General features: G+C 50.1%; 10 protein-coding genes. All 10 read left to right on the top strand.

Features of this window, described 5'->3' with window-relative positions; genetic code table 11:
• The first annotated feature begins 247 nt into the window (after positions 1-247).
• A complete protein-coding gene (locus B9D94_RS17580) occupies positions 248-3,907 on the top strand; it encodes a dynamin family protein (protein WP_148247616.1) in 3,660 nt (1,219 codons plus the stop codon).
• A 541-nt stretch (positions 3,908-4,448) separates the two neighbouring features.
• Positions 4,449-6,227 (top strand): ABC transporter ATP-binding protein, encoded by a 1,779-nt coding sequence (locus B9D94_RS17575; protein WP_036636952.1) that lies wholly within the window; start codon positions 4,449-4,451, stop codon positions 6,225-6,227.
• 47 nt (positions 6,228-6,274) lie between these two features.
• Complete coding sequence (locus B9D94_RS17570) at positions 6,275-8,089, top strand: ABC transporter ATP-binding protein (protein WP_172964060.1); 1,815 nt, start codon at positions 6,275-6,277, stop codon at positions 8,087-8,089.
• Positions 8,090-8,230: 141 nt separating this feature from the next.
• Positions 8,231-8,692 (top strand): GNAT family N-acetyltransferase, encoded by a 462-nt coding sequence (locus B9D94_RS17565; RefSeq protein WP_006209567.1) that lies wholly within the window; start codon positions 8,231-8,233, stop codon positions 8,690-8,692.
• 359 nt (positions 8,693-9,051) lie between these two features.
• Positions 9,052-9,888 carry a CAP domain-containing protein gene (locus tag B9D94_RS17560; RefSeq protein WP_148247615.1) on the top strand — a complete coding sequence of 279 codons (837 nt, stop codon included), beginning with the start codon at positions 9,052-9,054 and terminating at the stop codon, positions 9,886-9,888.
• Between the two features lie 147 nt (positions 9,889-10,035).
• Positions 10,036-10,887 carry a GDSL-type esterase/lipase family protein gene (locus B9D94_RS17555; RefSeq protein ID WP_006209569.1) on the top strand — a complete coding sequence of 284 codons (852 nt, stop codon included), beginning with the start codon at positions 10,036-10,038 and terminating at the stop codon, positions 10,885-10,887.
• Between the two features lie 34 nt (positions 10,888-10,921).
• Positions 10,922-11,890 (top strand): ABC transporter ATP-binding protein, encoded by a 969-nt coding sequence (locus B9D94_RS17550; RefSeq protein WP_006209570.1) that lies wholly within the window; start codon positions 10,922-10,924, stop codon positions 11,888-11,890.
• Positions 11,883-12,872 carry an ABC transporter permease gene (locus B9D94_RS17545; RefSeq protein WP_006209571.1) on the top strand — a complete coding sequence of 330 codons (990 nt, stop codon included), beginning with the start codon at positions 11,883-11,885 and terminating at the stop codon, positions 12,870-12,872. Before B9D94_RS17550 ends, B9D94_RS17545 begins: the two co-directional genes overlap by 8 nt.
• Before the next feature lie 109 nt (positions 12,873-12,981).
• A complete protein-coding gene (gene parE / locus B9D94_RS17540; RefSeq protein WP_006209572.1) occupies positions 12,982-14,961 on the top strand; it encodes a DNA topoisomerase IV subunit B in 1,980 nt (659 codons plus the stop codon).
• A gap of 11 nt (positions 14,962-14,972) precedes the next feature.
• Positions 14,973-17,432, top strand: a complete 2,460-nt coding sequence (gyrA, locus tag B9D94_RS17535) for a DNA gyrase subunit A (RefSeq protein ID WP_148247614.1) — start codon at positions 14,973-14,975, stop codon at positions 17,430-17,432.
• Positions 17,433-17,453 lie beyond the last annotated feature (21 nt).

Here is a 17,453-nt window from a genome sequence, read left to right as displayed (position 1 = left end):
GCATGGAACAAGAATGCAACTTCATGTTTCCTGTTTGCGTCAGTCGTAATGGTCTTTGGACAAATGGCAGGCAAGGAAGAGATATCTTCCTTGGCCTGCCATTTTGCATATACTTGGAAGTGTGATTTTGCAAGAATGGGCTCCGGATCAAAATGCAATGATTCCTTTACGAAGCAAGCGGTGATAAAATAAAATGATGTGAATCATTTGTGTCAGAGATTGAGAGATCAATGGACAGGAGCGAGAAATGACATTGAAGTTGATTGCTGAACATGAGATTGGATATAACGTTTCGGAACTGGCCCAGGTTCGTGACCGATTCCTGGAGTGGAATGATGAATCCTCCTACACCTTGGCTGAGGATTTAATACGCAAGGGTACAGGCGGTGAGCTTACGCTTGCTTTTTGCGGACATTTTTCTGCAGGGAAGTCAAGCATGATTAATGCACTATGCGGCAAGAAGGTACTGCCGTCGGGTCCGGTACCGACAAGTGCGAACGTGGTCACGATCCGCAGCGGTGAACCGCGGGCGCTGATCCATCGATCTGCTGCGGATTCGGGTGAACCTCTAACAGTCACGATTGACGAACTGGCTGAATATTGCAAGGAAGGCAGGGAGTATTCCGCGATTGAAGTATGGGATGATGTGCCGCTGCTTGGCGAAGCTGGCGTGTTGATGGATACCCCGGGAGTGGACTCAACGGATGACGGACATCGGCTTGCCACGCATTCAGCCCTGCATATGGCGGATATCGTCTTCTATGTGATGGATTACAATCATGTGCAGTCTGAGAGTAATCTGATGTTTGCGAAGAGTTTGTCGGATTGGGGGAAGCCGCTTTACCTGATCGTGAATCAGATCGATAAGCATCGTGATGATGAGCTTACACTGGCTTCTTATCTGAATGACGTAAAAAAAGCCTTCGCTCAGTGGAAAATCACATATAAGGGGTTATTGTGCACATCTCTTAAAGTCCAGGATCATCCCTACAATCAATGGGAAACGCTGAAGTCTTTAATCGGTGAACTGATATCCCATAGGGAACCCTTGTTACAATATAGTGTATCCTGCTCTATTCGGCATGCTGCCGATCAGCATGTGGAGGCCTATACGCGCAGTCATCAGGAGGAGAAGGAGCGGCTGCTTGAGGAGATGGGCGGCGAAAAAGCGGCTGCCGCGCTGAAGGCGCGCTTACAGGAGCTGGAGGATCAAAAGCTTGCCGAGGAGCTCCTTCCGGAAGTCGTTCGCAGCAAACTCCGCAAAGAAGCGGATACTCTTCTGGCGAATGCTAATCTGACGCCGGCGGATGTCCGCGATTTAAGTTTGTCCTTTTTGGAAAGCCGCAAGAGCGGCTTCAAGGTTGGTTTTCTATTTTCAGGAGGGAAGACGGAGGAGGAGCGCCGCCGCCGTCTGGAGGCTTTCCATCATCGGTTGAAGGAACAGACAACTGCTCAGATTGACTGGCATTTGCGGACCTTGTTCCGTAAAAGCGTGGAGCAGCATACCGAATGGAGCGCGAATTGGGAGAGTTTGATGGATGCTGAACTCCCGACGGTTCAGGAAGATATGATTACACGCACGGTGAACCCGGAGGCAACGGTGTCCGGTGAATATGTGCTGAACTACAACCGGGAGCTGGCCGAGGAAATCAAGGGCAGCTATCGCCGAGCCGTACTGGCGCTTGCCGACCGGCTCATGGCGGTGTTGACGGACGCTTCCGCCGTCCGTCTGCTGGAGCTGGAGCGCCAGGGCGCGGAGCTCCTGGCGCAGTCCGCGGCTTCCGCCGGCTACGCGGCCCTGCAGCAGGCGGAAGCCGCCCGCGCGGCCGAGCTGGCGCAGCTGCTCCCGCCGCGGACCTCCCTCACCCCCGGCCTCCTGCCGGAGGTGAGGGAGCCGGAAGGGCAGCCCGCACAAGCGGCTGCCCGGGCTGGTGCCCCAGCGGCGCAGCCGGGGCACGGGCGCACAGCGCCCCGCCGCGCCGCTGCGCAGGCGGCGGCCCCGCAGCGGCGCCAGCGGCTGGAGGCCGCGGCAGCAGAGCTGCGCGCTGCCGCCGCGCTGCTGGCGCCGCATCCCGCGCTGGCATCGGCCGCGCGGGATTTAACCGCCCGCGCGGATGCGCTTGCGGGCGGCTCGTTCACCCTGGCGCTGTTCGGAGCGTTCAGCGCCGGGAAGTCCTCCTTCGCCAACGCCCTGCTTGGCGAGTCGGTCCTGCCGGTGTCACCGCATCCGACAACGGCGGCGGTGAACCGGATTGTCGCACCGGCTGATGGGAATGCCCATGGTACTGCAGCCGTGCGGATGAAGAGCCGCGACATGTGGTGGGACGATCTGTTGTATTCGTTCAGCGTATTGGGATTGGAAGAGCCGAATCCGGGGAATTGGCGGAGCGTAGCGGAGGGATTAACCCCAGGCGGCATTCATCCGGCAGGACTGCCGCATTACGGATTCCTGAAGGCAGCCGCCTCCGGCTGGAATGAGATGGAGACGAAACTGGGTACCACGGAAACAGTAGAACTGGCCGAATACCGCGGCTATGTAGCAGATGAAACCAAGTCCTGTTTTGTCGACGGGATTGACTTGTATTACAGCTGCCCGCTGACGGAGCAAGGGATCGTACTGGTGGATACGCCCGGAGCCGATTCCCTGCATGCCCGTCATACCGGTGTAACGTTCAATTATATAAAGAATGCGGATGCCATTGTCTATGTCACCTATTACAACCATGCCTTCTCGAAAGCGGACAGACAATTTCTGTCCCAGCTTGGTCGGGTGAAAGACAGTTTTGCCTTGGATAAGATGTTTTTTATCGTCAATGCGGCTGATCTTGCACAATCCGAAGAGGAGCTGGAGGAGGTTGTGAAACATGTTCGCAGCAACCTCACCGCAAGCGGAGTGGGCAGCCCGCATATATTCCCCGTGTCCAGTTTGGCTGCACTGAGCAGCAAGCAGGATGAGGATGAAGACACCTTGGCGGAGTCAGGTTTCCCTGTCTTTGAACAAGCGATCAGCCGATTCGCTGTGGAAGAGCTGCCAAGGCTGTCACAACGTGCGGGTTATGACGAGATAACCTCGGTGCGGAATCGCATCAGCGCTTGGGCGGATATGGCTGCCCAAGATGAAACCACGCGCGAGCGTAAAATCACTGAGCTCAAAGAGGCTCATGTGCAAGCTTTATCTACCCTGGCCGCGTTGGCTGAGCACAACATAACCCGGGAAATATCGCAAGAAAGCAGCGAGCTGCTCTTTCATGTACGGCAGCGGCTGGACTACGCGCTGAATCGTTTTTTTCAGGAATCCTTTAACCCTTCCGTACTTCGGGAAGACGCAGGCCATCTGAAAGCGGCATTTGCGGCCTGCGGCCGTGATCTGATGCGGACACTGTCCATTGAGCTGGATCAGGAATTGTGGGCGACAACGCTTCGTCTGGAGCAGGCCGGCCGCACATTAACCGAAGGTGCGGCTGCCAAGGCAGCAGCCGATATGAATGGCATGGCCGAGGGCTTGTCGCTTGGGATTCGGCGGGAATCGGACTGGGAAGCGCCGGCACTTGGAGAAACGGAGCTCCAAATTCAAGGAGATTGGTTATCCTACTGGTCGCTGTTTAAAAACCCGAAGCATTTCTTTGAAGGCAGCGGCAGCTCCAAACTTCGTGAAGCAGCCGAACCGAAGGTAAAGGAAGCGATAGCGGATGTAGTCGCCATGCGTGAAGAACAGTTAACGGATCACTATGTACAGATGGGCGCCCTTTCATTGAAGCATCAGGTATCGGTATTGGAGGAGCAGCTTAATGAATCCATGGCTGCCATCATCAGTTCCCTGCAGGATGGTCAATCCCCGATGATGTGGAGAAAACTGGCTGACGAATTGGATGCATTGTCCGCGACTGTGCAGCATGAGCGGACCTGATCAGGTTAATCGTCTGACTAAGAGTGCATATCTTCCGGTTCAATAAAAGTCCCACAAGAATAGCTGTTGTGCTCTTTCGCGGATCTCTGTCTGTTGCGAACCTCAAATTTACATGTTTTCTCTAAAAAGACGTCCCGTGTGCCATCTTGGCGGGGCGTCTTTTGTCCTAATTAAATTAGATTTCCAAGATTAGCAGAGGCATGTCAAGGGATGGGATCGCGTCTTTTTATCCGTTCCAGCGTTCGTCACTAGGATGAAAGCAGGTTAGGATTTTACCCTTTTGTAAGCATGTTCAAAAAAGTCGAAAAGAGTGGATGAAGCCTGATGGTTGTAGGGACTGACAATGTGATTATATCCCCTAGTATTTATGAGAATTCCCGATGATTTAATCATGAAACAAAGATAAGTTATACTATTTGCCGCCTTTAGGTCCTTTTGGCTCATTTATGACGGTTTTCCCTCTTTGCCGCGGGTTCGGGTCGATGATAAACTTCATAAATGCTACATAACCTGAACGAAAATAATCCAAAGGAGGATAAACATGAATGTTCTCAGGCAACTGCAGGGCTTCTTTTGGGAAAAACGAAGTTATCTTTTTCTTTCCATGCTGTGTCTGGCGATTGCAACCGCATTGGGACTCGTCTATCCGCAGCTGTTGAAAGTGCTGATCGACGATGCAATCAAGCTGGAGAATTACGGGATCGTACCGCAGCTCGCACTTACAGTGCTGGGTGTGGTCATCCTTAAAGCCTTCATGCAGTTTTTGCATGGATTCTTTGGAGGGAGGCTGGGTAATTACCTGGCATACTCGCTGCGAAACGCCTGCTATGAAAAACTGCAATTTCTATCATTTCGCTATTATGACACGGCTCGGACCGGGGATTTGATGTCGCGGCTTACGGGGGATCTGGAAGCAATCCGGATGTTTATCGGGTTCGGCTTTGCCCAGCTTCTTAACTTAGTATTGATGGTGACCTTTGGTTCCATCATGATGTTTACCATCAGCTGGCAATTAACGCTGGTTACTTTGGTAGCGATGCCATTCCTGGTTGTGGCAGCCCTGAAGTTCGAATCCAGGATCCATCCGGCGTTCCAGGAAATGCGTCTTGCGCTGAGCTCGCTGACAACCGCGGTTCAGGAGAATATTACGGGCGTTCGAACCGTTAAATCCTTTGCACGCGAACCTCACGAAGTGGAGAAGTTCTCCGAACGGAATGAGCGCTACAAAACCAACCAGATATTTGCCTCTTCGCTATGGGCACGCTACTTCCCGATGATGGAGCTGTTTGCGAATATCAGTGTCGTCATTCTGCTTGCAGTCGGCGGTGGCATGGTTATCAAAGGCTCCATGACCGTGGGGGAGCTGGCAGCATTCTTCACCTTGATCTGGTACATAATCGGCCCTTTATGGGGAATTGGCTTCCACATTAACAACTATACGCAGTCCAAGGCTTCCGGAGAACGTGTGCTGGAGCTGCTGAATCAGCCGATTGATGTGGAAGACCGCGAGCGTGCGGTAGACCTGGTGCCAAGCGAAGTGAAGGGACACGTCGTATTTGATAACGTCACCTTCGCTTATGGCAATAAGATGGCTGCCGTGAAAGATATTAATCTGGATGCGCGTCCCGGCTCCGTTATTGGTTTGCTTGGCGGAACGGGCTCTGGTAAATCGACAATCATTCAGCTCTTGATGCATGCCTACAATGTAAATCAAGGCAGCATTAAACTGGACGGAGTCAACATTAATGATATCAAGGTGCGAAGTTTACGGGGTCAGATCGCCACGGTATTCCAGGAGACATTCCTGTTCTCGTCCAGTATTCGAAACAATATTTCTTACGGGATGAAAAACGTCAGTATGGAAGAGATCATCCGGGTAGCCAAGCTGGCCAAAGCTCATGAGTTCATCATGGAGATGAAGGACGGCTACGATACGATTGTTGGCGAACGGGGAATGGGACTCTCCGGTGGACAGAAGCAGAGGATCGCAATAGCCCGGGCTCTGCTGAAGGATCCGAAAATTCTGATCCTGGATGATGCGACCAGCGCAGTGGATATGGAAACCGAGCACGAAATTCAATCCGGCTTCCAGGAAGTCATGAACGGCAGAACGACGTTTATTATCGCTCACCGGATTTCCTCTTTACGCCATGCGGATGAAATACTCGTTCTGGATGAGGGGAGTGTTGTGCAGCGCGGCAAGCATAACGATTTGATTGCAGTGCCAGGACCTTATCAGGATGTATATAAAATACAATATGCGGACCTTATCGCCAAGCAAGCTCAATCAGGCGGTACGCAAGGGCAGGTGCAAGCATGAACTCCAATGTAAATACTGAACCGCATCAGAAGCAAAAGATTCCCAGGATGAAGAAAAACTCGGAAGAAACCAATGAGCGTTTTGTATACAAGGACGATGATGCGATTGAAAAACCGTTTAACTGGACACAGCTGACTCGGCTGATCTCGTATATGAAACCTTATGCCAAACAGATTCTCCCGTTGATCGGACTGATGATGGTCATCGGCACCATAACGAAGCTTGCCATTCCGTTCTTAACCAGTTTGGCCATTGACCGGGCTATCGAACCCAAGAACGGGAACCCGAGTCTAACCCTGCTGTATCAGATTACGATAGCCGTTCTGGTGATGTATATCATTCAATGGGTTGCAGGGATATTCCGGATCAAGTTTACGAATATCATCGGTCAGCGAGTGATCTATGACCTGCGAGCAGATCTGTTCCGGCACATTCAGCGTCTGTCCTTTAATTTCTTCGACAAGCGCCCAGCTGGTTCGGTTCTGGTCCGGGTTACGAATGATGTTAACTCCTTGCAGGATTTGTTTACTAACGGGGTTGTCAATCTGATCATCGACTGCGTGCAGCTGGTAGGTATTGTGGTCATTCTTCTGTTAATAAACTGGAAGCTTGGTCTAGCTGTTATTGTTACCGTACCGATCATGTTCTTCATCTCGACCAAACTCCGTGTACGCATTCGGCGTGCATGGCAGGATGTACGGATTCGGAACTCGCGGATTAACTCCCATTTGAATGAATCGATTCAGGGTATCCGCGTGACCCAGGCCTACACGCAGGAAGAAGAGAATATGAAGTTTTTTGATAACATGAATATGGACAGCAAGAAGTCTTGGGATAGAGCATCTGCTATGAACCAGGGCTTTGGGCCGCTCATCGAAATTACCGGTGGCTTCGGCTCACTGATCCTGTTCTGGCTCGGTGCGACCTTGATTCAACAAGGCGAGCTGACCATTGGTTTGTTAATTGCCTTTACTCAATATGTAGGAAACTTCTGGGAGCCGATCAATCGGCTTGGGCAAATGTACAACCAGCTGCTTGTGGCGATGGCCTCCTCTGAGCGTATCTTTGAATTTATTGACGAGAAGCCCAGCATTGATGATGAGCCCGGGGCAAAGAAACTGCCCACGATTAAAGGGGATATCAAGCTGGAGAACGTGGTGTTTGAGTATGAAAAAGGACGCCAGGCCCTTAAAGGCATCGACCTCGATGTGAAGGCAGGTCAGTCGATAGCACTGGTCGGCCATACGGGATCGGGCAAGAGCACCATTATCAATCTGCTTAGCCGTTTCTATGATATAACGGATGGCAAGCTGACGATTGACGGGTATGATATTCAGTCGGTGACGGTTGAAAGCCTTCGAAACCAGATTGGTATCGTGCTGCAGGATACGTTTATATTCTCGGGAACCATTCGGGAGAATATCCGCTTTGGTCGTCTGGATGCCACGAACGAAGAGATTGAGGAAGTCGCCAAGGCTGTCGGTGCTCATGAATTTATCGTTCAGATGCCTGGCGGATATGAAACCGAGGTGGAAGAACGCGGAAACATGCTGTCCATGGGTCAGCGGCAGCTGCTGTCCTTTGCCAGAGCACTGCTTGCCGATCCGCGGATCCTGATTCTCGATGAAGCAACAGCCAGTATCGATACCGAGACGGAACTGAAAATTCAGGGAGCCTTGAAAGTGCTGCTTCAGGGCAGAACCTCCTTCATTGTGGCGCATCGTTTATCAACAATTCGGCATGCCGATCATATCGTTGTGCTTGACCATGGCGAGATCATTGAAGAAGGAAATCACAGCCAGCTTATGCAGAAGCAGGGGACTTACCATGGGTTGATTGAAGCTCAATACCGATTTTTGTAAAAACGGCTTAACAAAGGTTTAACAAAACCGACACAAATGTAAAAAAAATGTCGCTTGATACTTGCAATCTTCTTCATAAACTTACAAAATAGATATAGAGTTTACTCAGAATTCATAGAAGAAGGGAAGCATGAGGGTATAATGAGCATCGAAAGCGTATTATCTGCGCCTGCACTGCTGATTCGAAACTTTGAGAAGAATGATTTGGAAGCTGTCACATCCTTGATGCGAGAACTTAATTATCCGACCACGCTTAATGTTATGCGCGAACGGATGGAAGCGATGAACGACAATCCGTTATACGGCAATCTGATTGCAGAGGTTAATGGCGTTGTTGTTGGTATGATCATGCTTCGTCAAGTCAAATCCTTCACTATGACCGAACCGGTCACTCAAATCACTTCGGTTATTGTAACCTCAAGCTGCCGCGGCCAAGGAATTGGCAAACGACTAATACGCGGTGCAGAGACATGGGGAAGACAGCATGGTAGCCACCTCTTGTTTCTCACAAGCGGCAACCGGGAAGAACTTGCTCCCGCACATGCATTTTATGAACATATTGGATTTGAAAAGGCTGGATACCAGTTTAGCAAAAAACTGTAACCTCGTCTTTTCATTAAACCCATCCCTCCCCGGGATGGGTTTTTTCTTGATTGGTGACTTAAACTTTTACGGCATGTATCCGATATAAGATCATATTAATAGTTTCGTTCATAAGACACAGGATTCAATCAGGAACCAGGACTTGAGTGTGACAAAAGCGGATTAATAGGAAGTAGGAATCAAAGGCTACTTTTCCAACAATTGTAGGATTGCTGAAGGTATCAAATGTGTTACAATGTGTTCGTACCTGATTACAAAAATGTAACTATTGTTTGATCGTCCTACACCTAAGAAGTTCACACCAAAGAATGGACGGTCAGGCAAACTCTACAACTACGAGCATAGGGAGATGAGTATTCATGAATAACCAGTGGATAAAGAAAATCGCGGGTGGAAGTATTGCTGCTGTACTGGCTGTTGGCATTATGCTTCCAACTACGGCGTCTGCCGCACCTGCTGAGAGCAATAATTATTTGAACTGGCAGCAAAAGATTCAAAAATTTCTAGAGAGCCAAGGTTATGAATCACAATTCAAATGCGTAGTTCAGAAGCCGCAAACGGAAAAACCTCAGACAGACAAGCCAGCTGTTGAAACTCCAGAAGCAAGCAAGCCAGAAGCAAGCAAACCAGAGACAAGCAAGCCAGAAGCAAGCAAACCAGAAGCAAGTAAACCAGAGACAAGCAAACCAGAAGCAAGTAAACCAGAGACAAGCAAACCAGAAACAAGCAAACCGGAAACGAGCACACCAGAGGCTAGCAAACCGGAAGCAAGCAATCCATCTACTACACCGTCCAAGCCTTCCGAGTCGACAGGTACCACGGAGCAATCCAATTTTGCTTCCGAGGTTGTGACGTTGGTGAATAAAGAACGTGCAAATGCAGGTCTGAAGCCGCTGACCGTACATGCAAAACTGACTACGGTAGCCGTTGATAAAGCAAAAGACATGAGTGACAACAATTACTTCAGCCACACGTCCCCGACGCATGGCTCGCCATTTGATATGATGAAAGCTTACGGTATTTCCTTCGGCTATGCTGGAGAGAATATTGCCAAGGGACAGCGCACACCACAAGAAGTGATGAACTCCTGGATGAACAGCCAAGGACACCGTGAGAATATCCTTTCTCCGAATTTCACCATGATCGGTGTAGGATACTACAACGGATACTGGGTTCAAGAATTCATTAGCCAATAAGCAATTAATATCATTTATATGAATCAGGACTGCCCCGAGCACGTCGTCAGACTGCGTCCGGGGCAGTCTTATTTGCGTGTTGCGATTTGCAAATTTTTTATAGAAGTCTTAAGGTAATGTAATGAGGAATTTTGTAGGGGGAATGTCATGAAATCATCTGCATGGATATGGCGTATTACTGCCTCCGTTTCGGTTATTGTAACGATTGTACTCATTCTGGGTTTTGTGTATGCTTTCAAGGATATTAATAATCCGCAAGGCGAGCCTTTGTTATCCGGAGGCGAACCAGAGATATCCGACGAAGAGGCAGCACCGGCGAAACCAGATCAAGCGCCATCCCTTCCTGCACTGCCGAAAGATCTGAAGGTAACAGCCATCGGAGATTCGCTTGCCAAAGGAACAGGTGACAACTCCGGAAGCGGGTTTGTACGTCGAAGCGTCGATCAGATGAACGGTGACGGGCGAACAGCCAAACTTCTGGCTAATCTGGCTATCAACGGAATGACAACCGAGGGGCTCCTGCCGAAGCTGGACGATAAAGGAATACAGTACGCGTTGAAGCAAGCAAACGTCATCATGCTCTCCATCGGCGGCAATGATATTTTTCAGGGGAGCGATTTAATGGAGGAGGCGACCAGCCCCGATGAGCTGGAGCTTGATCCTGCGAAGTTAATGGGGGCATTGCCAATGGCTTCCGAACGTTTGCAGGCGATTTTGGAAAAGATACGTTTGATCAACCCGGAGGCAAGAATTGTCTATGTCGGTTTGTATCATCCCTTTTCCGATTTGGAAGAATTGCTGATACCCGGCAATATCGTTGTTTCTGCATGGAATCAAGCGGCCATGGAAATCGTGAACAGGGATCCCAATATGACGTTGGTCCCGACATTTGATCTGTTCCAGCACAAGCTAGGCGAATATCTGTCGTCGGATCACTTTCATCCGAATGGTGCAGGATATCAGGCTATAGCGGATCGAATTGTGCAGGGAATGCTCTAGTCACAGAGACATGTCATATGGGGAGTTGGAATCGATGAATGAACAAGCGCAAGAAATCGTACTATCCGTCCAGCATGTAAAAAAGAAAATCGGTCGAAAATGGATTATACATGATGTCTCCTTTGACGTCCGTGCAGGAGAAATTTTTGGATTCCTCGGTCCTAACGGGGCTGGAAAGACAACCACAATCCGCATGCTGGTAGATTTGATTAAGCCGTCATCTGGTATGATCAGGGTATGCGGGTATGACGTCAACCGTCAGCAGGAACAGGCACTGCGTTATATTGGATCCATTGTAGAGAATCCTGAAATGTATTCCTACATGACGGGATGGGAAAATCTCGAGCATTTTGCACGGATGCAGCCCGGCATCGATCAGCACCGGATTGAGGAAGTTGTAAACACCGTGAGGCTGGACCGAAGGATTCACGACAAGGTGAGCACGTATTCCCTGGGGATGAGGCAGCGCCTGGGGATTGCACAGGCACTGCTTGGCAGGCCCAAACTGCTTATTCTTGATGAGCCGACCAACGGTCTTGATCCGAAGGGGATCAAAGAGATGCGGCAGTTCATCCACCAATTAGCCGCGGAAGGGCTGGCGGTGTTTGTATCGAGTCATCTACTGAGCGAGATTCAGCTTCTGTGCAGCCGTGTGGCGATCATCAGCAGTGGAAGAGTGCTGGCGGTCGGTGAGGTTGACGAATTGATTGCAGGCAATAGTGATCATGTGATCTGGGATCTTAATCCGGCAGTGCAAGGGAAGAGGATTTTGCAAAAACTGGATTATTGTGAGATCGTTAATCATCCGGAGGAAGTGCTTGACGATAATCTGCTGGCAGGCATGTCGCCGGAAGCTGTTGTGACCCGAATCAGCTCGGATAATACGTCAAGGGCAGTGGAACGCTTGGTATCCGGGGGTGTACAGGTCCGGGAAGTTCACCGGATCAATCCTACGCTGGAGCAGCTGTTCCTGCAAATGACGGAAGGTGAGAGCATTGAGTAGTCTTTTGCCTCTGATCAAGAATGAGTGCATTAAGATCATAAAACGGAAGCGCTTCTATGTTGTCCTGCTTGTTCTGCTTGCTCTTGTACCCATGTTTACTTATGCCCAGATGAAATCGGCGGAGCGGAGCCAGGAGAAGTTCAACAGTGACTGGCGGCTTGAGCTTCAGCAGCGGATAACGGATAATGAGAATTCACTCAGCAGTGACAGGGTGCCGGATGAGTGGAAAAGATATCGTCTGATTTTTATTCAGCAAATGCAGTATTATTTGCAGCATGATGTGAATCCTAATCAACCAAACGGGGTTACATTCACGCGGGAGTTCCTGAACAATGCGATATCCCTGTTTATCCCGCTGCTCATTATGGCCATTGCATCGGATATTGTATCCGGCGAACGGACGACAGGAACCATCAAGATGCTGCTTACAAGGCCAGTCAAGCGCTGGAAGGTGCTGCTGAGCAAACTGATCGCCCTGATCATGTTTACATCTCTGATTGTATTGTCCACTTATATTATTGCTTATCTGATATCCGGTCTTGCCTTCGGGTACAAGGGATTTGATATACCGGTATTCACTGGCTTCCAGATCGTTGGCTCTGAGGTGGATATGTCAGGAGTTCATGCCGTGCCCCAGTGGAAGTACCTGCTGATGCAGGGCGGTTTGGTGTGGTTCGTTGGCATCTGTATAGGTATGCTTGCTTTTATGGTGTCGGTGCTGGTGCGCAGTACGGCGGCCAGCATCGTGATTATGATGGCGGCTCTGATTGCGGGCAATATATTGACCAATATGGCCTCGGCCTGGAGCAGTGCGAAATATTTGTTCATGGTGAACCTGAATTTGACAAATTATTTGGCAGGCAATTTGCCGCCGATTGAAGGGATGACATTGAATTTTTCCCTTATCGTATTGGCCCTCTGGGCGGCTTGTGCGGTTATTGTTTCATTCAGTGTCTTTACGAGAAGGGATATCTTGAATTAAAATGGACAAAGCATGAAACATTTGTTTGCATTTTTTTAGAGAACAGCGTTCTTCTAAAATATTGAACGAAGAAATACACTCGATACGTGAAATTGAAGGAGGAGCATGAATGGTCGAACAGATCGATATGTTTGCAGAGTCATCAAAGAATGGCGGTAACAGCCGTTCAGGATACGATGCTGACGACATTCAAGTGCTCGAAGGCCTTGTTGCGGTACGCAAACGGCCAGGCATGTACATAGGGAGCACAAGCTCGTCAGGCTTGCATCATCTGGTTTGGGAAATCGTGGACAACGCCGTAGACGAGCATTTGGCCAAGTACTGCTCGAGAATTGAAATTACATTGCATAAGGACGGTTCCGCGACGGTATACGATAATGGGCGCGGAATTCCAACAGGAATGCACAAGACAGGCATACCAACCCCGCAAGTTGTATTTACCATTTTGCATGCCGGGGGTAAGTTCGGAGGCTCTGGGTACAAGAAGTCCGGCGGTCTTCACGGAGTTGGCGCATCGGTTACGAATGCGTTGTCCGAATGGCTGGAAGTTGAAATTTACCGCGAAGGTAAAGTTCACCGCCAGCGCTTCGAATACTGGCAGGATGCCAAAGGGAAAGAGCATGTCGGTGAACCGGTAACCGGGCTTGAAGTGCACGGCAACACCAACAAAACGGGAACGAAGATTACGTTTAAACCGGATGCGCGTGTATTTACTACAGGCACGCATTTGAATTACGACACGCTTGCAGAGCGCTTGCAGGAAATCGCCTTCCTGAATTCAGGACTTCGCATTGTATTAAAAGATGAGCGAAGCGGAAATGGGGAAGAATTTTTCTATGAAGGCGGCGCAAGCCAGTTCGTACAGTTTTTGAATGAAGGCAAGGATGTACTGCACGATGTGATTCATTTCTACGCGGAGAAGGATGACATCGAGGTCGAAATCGCCCTTCAATATAATGCCGGTTATACGGAGACGCTGGCCTCATTCGTAAACTCTATCCCGACCCGCGGCGGCGGTACACATGAGACGGGTTTTAAGACGGCTTATACGCGCGTGATGAATGATTATGCCCGCAAGAACAATCTCCTGAAGGAGAAGGATAAGAATCTTGAAGGAAACGATCTGCGCGAAGGCATGATGACGGTCATCAGCGTCAAGATGGCTGAGGTTGAATTCGTCGGTCAGACGAAGGATCAGCTGGGAAGCGCCTCTGCCCGCAGCACCGTGGACAGCATCGTCACCGAGAAGATGCAGATTTTCCTTGAAGAGAATCCTCAGGTTGCCCAGACGCTGCTGAAGAAAGCCATTCAGGCGTCTAAAGCCCGGGAAGCGGCTCGTAAAGCACGCGATGAAATGCGCAGCGGCAAGAAACGCAGTGAAAGCTCGAACCTTGGCGGCAAGCTGACTCCAGCGCAATCGAAGGATTTTTCAAGAACCGAATTGTTTATTGTGGAAGGGGACTCCGCAGGAGGCTCTGCCAAGCAAGGACGGGATTCGAAAATCCAGGCCATTCTGCCTCTTAAAGGGAAACCGATGAATCCGGAGAAGTCGAAGCTTGCCGATATCTTGAAGAATGATGAATATCGTGCGATTGTCTCTGCGATTGGTGCGGGGATCGGCACGGAATTTACGGCTGGGGACAGCAATTATTCGAAGATTATTATCATGACCGATGCGGATACGGACGGCGCTCACATTCAAGTGCTGCTGCTCACGTTCTTCTACAGGTACATGAAACCGCTGATTGATGAAGGCCGTGTCTATCTTGCGCAGCCTCCATTATATAAAATCGCCAGCAAATCCGGGAAACTGGAAACGATTCGTTATGCCTGGACAGAAGGGCAGCTGGCTAATTACCTGAAGGAATTCAAGAATTATGAGCTGCAGCGTTATAAAGGGCTGGGTGAGATGAACCCGGAACAACTGTGGGAAACAACGATGAACCCGGAATCACGGACCTTGCTGCAGGTGCAGATCGATGACGCTGCCAAGGCGGAGCGTCGCGTGTCAACGCTAATGGGCGATAAGGTGGACCCTCGCAAGCGCTGGATTGTAGAAAATGTAAACTTCGCGGAGTTTGAGGAATAGAAGGTGAATGAATGAGTTTATCGGAGCAATTTTTACCGGCTTATCTGGAAGAGGTTGTAGGTGATCGATTCGGCAGGTATTCCAAGTATATTATTCAGGATCGGGCAATCCCGGACGTTCGTGACGGCCTGAAACCCGTTCAGCGGCGAATTCTGTACGCCATGTACGATTCGGGTAACACACCGGATAAACCATATCGTAAATCGGCGAAAACGGTCGGAGATGTGATGGGTAATTATCACCCTCACGGGGATTCATCGATCTATGAAGGCATGGTCCGTATGGCCCAGCCTTGGAAGATGGGGCATGTGCTGGTGGACGGTCACGGAAACTGGGGTTCCCAGGATGATGATCCGGCTGCAGCGATGCGTTATACCGAAGCAAGGCTGTCATCCATTGCGATGGAGCTGCTGCGGGATATCGAGAAGCGGACCGTGCTGTTTAAGGACAATTTTGATAATACGGCCAAGGAGCCGGTTGTGCTGCCTTCACGGTATCCGAACCTGCTCGTTAACGGGGCAAGCGGAATTTCCGCAGGCTTTGCCACTGAAATTCCGCCTCACAATTTGCGGGAAGTGATTGATGCTTGTATTGCCGTCATGCAAAAGCCAGAGATTGAGCTGGCTGAAATTATGACCTTTATCAAAGGTCCGGATTTCCCGACCAGCGGCATCATTATGGGCGGCGAAGGCATTCTGGATGCTTATCGCACAGGTAAAGGCCGCGTCTATCTGCGGTCGAAGACGGACATTGAATCGCTTCGCGGCGGCAAGCAGCAGATTGTGATCACGGAAATTCCTTATCAGGTCGTTAAATCGAGGCTTGTCACCGCCATGGAGAACATTCGGCTTGAGAAAAAAGTCGAGGGCATTGCCGAGGTGCGGGATGAGAGCGGCCGCGAAGGGCTGCGCATCGTCGTTGAGCTGAAGAAGGATGCTGACGCAAACGGAATTCTTGCTTATTTGTTGAAGAAAACCGATCTGCAGATTACGTACAATTTCAATATGGTTGCCATCGTGAATAAAACCCCTCAGCAGCTGGGGCTCAAAGCGATGCTTACTGCTTATATCGAGCACCAGCGTGAAGTTGTCACCAATCGCACGCAGTTCGAGCTGGAGAAAGCGGAGGACCGGGCGCACGTATTGGAAGGTCTGGTTAAGGCCCTCAACATTCTGGACGAGGTTATTGCGGCGATTAAAGCCTCCAAAAACCGTCAGGATGCACAGAACAACCTGCAATGGATGTTCGGTTTCACGGAGCGTCAGGCCGATTCCATTCTGACTTTGCAATTATACCGCCTTACCAACCTTGAAATTCATTCCCTGCAAAAAGAGCTGGACGAGCTGACGAAAAAAATCGAGGGTTTGCGTGCGATTCTGGACAGCGACAAAAAGCTGATTGCTGTCATTCGCAAGGAACTGCTCGAAATCCGTGAGAAGTACGGCATCGAACGGCGTTCGGTCATTCAGGAAGAAGTGGAAGAGATCAAGGTTAATCTTGAGGTGCTGGTTAATGCCGAAGATGTGCTCGTAACGTTGTCGAACGAAGGTTACATCAAGCGCACCAGCATGTTATCTTTTACGCGCAGCGGCGGTGAGCTGGGAAGCTCCGGCGTGAAGGATGGCGATTACATCACCCGTCTGTTTGAAGTCAACACACTGGAGAACTTGCTCATCTTTACAAGCCGGGGGCAATACTTCTTACTGCCGGTCCACCAGATTCCGGAGTACAAATGGAAAGATGCCGGCACCGCCATAGTCAATGTGATCCAAGTGCCAAAAGAGGATAACATCGTATCCGTCATACCGGTATCAAACTTTGAAGATCCAGGCAAATCGCTGGTATTTGTAAGCCGCAAAGGCCAAGTGAAGCGCACCGAGCTCAAGGATTATGCCACGAAGCGGGCTGGTGCGGTCGCTGCTGTCAAGGTTGCAGCGGATGACAGCATTATCCAGGTTGTCATGAGTGATGGCCATAAAGATATTGTGCTGATCTCCAAAGAAGGAATGAGCATCCGATTCAATGAACAGGAAGTCAATGCGATGGGACGCGTGTCCGGTGGGGTTCGGGGTATCCAGCTCCGTGACGGAGACGAGGTTGTTGCAGCTTTATGGGTGGAGAACGACGAGGGTGAGATTCTGACGATCACCGATCTGGGTTATGGCAAGCGCAGTCTGCTGCTGGATTACCAGGCTCAAAGCCGTGGCGGCAAAGGGATGGCTACGTTTGAGTTCAAGGAAGGCAAGCGGGTGAAGCCTAACGGCAGTGCCATTGCCGGAGCATTCTACTGCCGGGAACCTCTGCAGATTATGGCTTACAGCGAAGATGGACAAGCCTATCCGATTCATACGGAGCAGGTTCCGATCGCAGAACGGAAATCGATTGGCAAGCTTCTTGCCGATGTCGGCAAAAAAGGACAGATTGTGGATTTGGTCAATCTGCCCATTACGGAGACAGGCAAAGAAAGTTGAACATAGATTATCTAATCAGCA

It is taken from the genome of Paenibacillus sp. Cedars, from assembly GCF_003184205.1.
GTDB classification, from domain to species: domain Bacteria; phylum Bacillota; class Bacilli; order Paenibacillales; family Paenibacillaceae; genus Paenibacillus_AQ; species Paenibacillus_AQ glucanolyticus.
Note: the sequence above shows the minus strand (reverse complement) of the source record. Positions and strands in the feature narration are given on the sequence as shown.

Excerpts from the sequence above, each read along its gene's own strand:
- B9D94_RS17580 (WP_148247616.1), top strand. The coding sequence starts at position 248 with ATGACATTGAAGTTGATTGCTGAACATGAGATTGGATATAACGTTTCG.
- B9D94_RS17575 (WP_036636952.1), top strand. The coding sequence starts at position 4,449 with ATGAATGTTCTCAGGCAACTGCAGGGCTTCTTTTGGGAAAAACGAAGT.
- B9D94_RS17570 (WP_172964060.1), top strand. The coding sequence starts at position 6,275 with ATGAAGAAAAACTCGGAAGAAACCAATGAGCGTTTTGTATACAAGGAC.
- B9D94_RS17565 (WP_006209567.1), top strand. The coding sequence starts at position 8,231 with ATGAGCATCGAAAGCGTATTATCTGCGCCTGCACTGCTGATTCGAAAC.
- B9D94_RS17560 (WP_148247615.1), top strand. The coding sequence starts at position 9,052 with ATGAATAACCAGTGGATAAAGAAAATCGCGGGTGGAAGTATTGCTGCT.
- B9D94_RS17555 (WP_006209569.1), top strand. The coding sequence starts at position 10,036 with ATGAAATCATCTGCATGGATATGGCGTATTACTGCCTCCGTTTCGGTT.
- B9D94_RS17550 (WP_006209570.1), top strand. The coding sequence starts at position 10,922 with ATGAATGAACAAGCGCAAGAAATCGTACTATCCGTCCAGCATGTAAAA.
- parE (WP_006209572.1), top strand. The coding sequence starts at position 12,982 with ATGGTCGAACAGATCGATATGTTTGCAGAGTCATCAAAGAATGGCGGT.
- gyrA (WP_148247614.1), top strand. The coding sequence starts at position 14,973 with ATGAGTTTATCGGAGCAATTTTTACCGGCTTATCTGGAAGAGGTTGTA.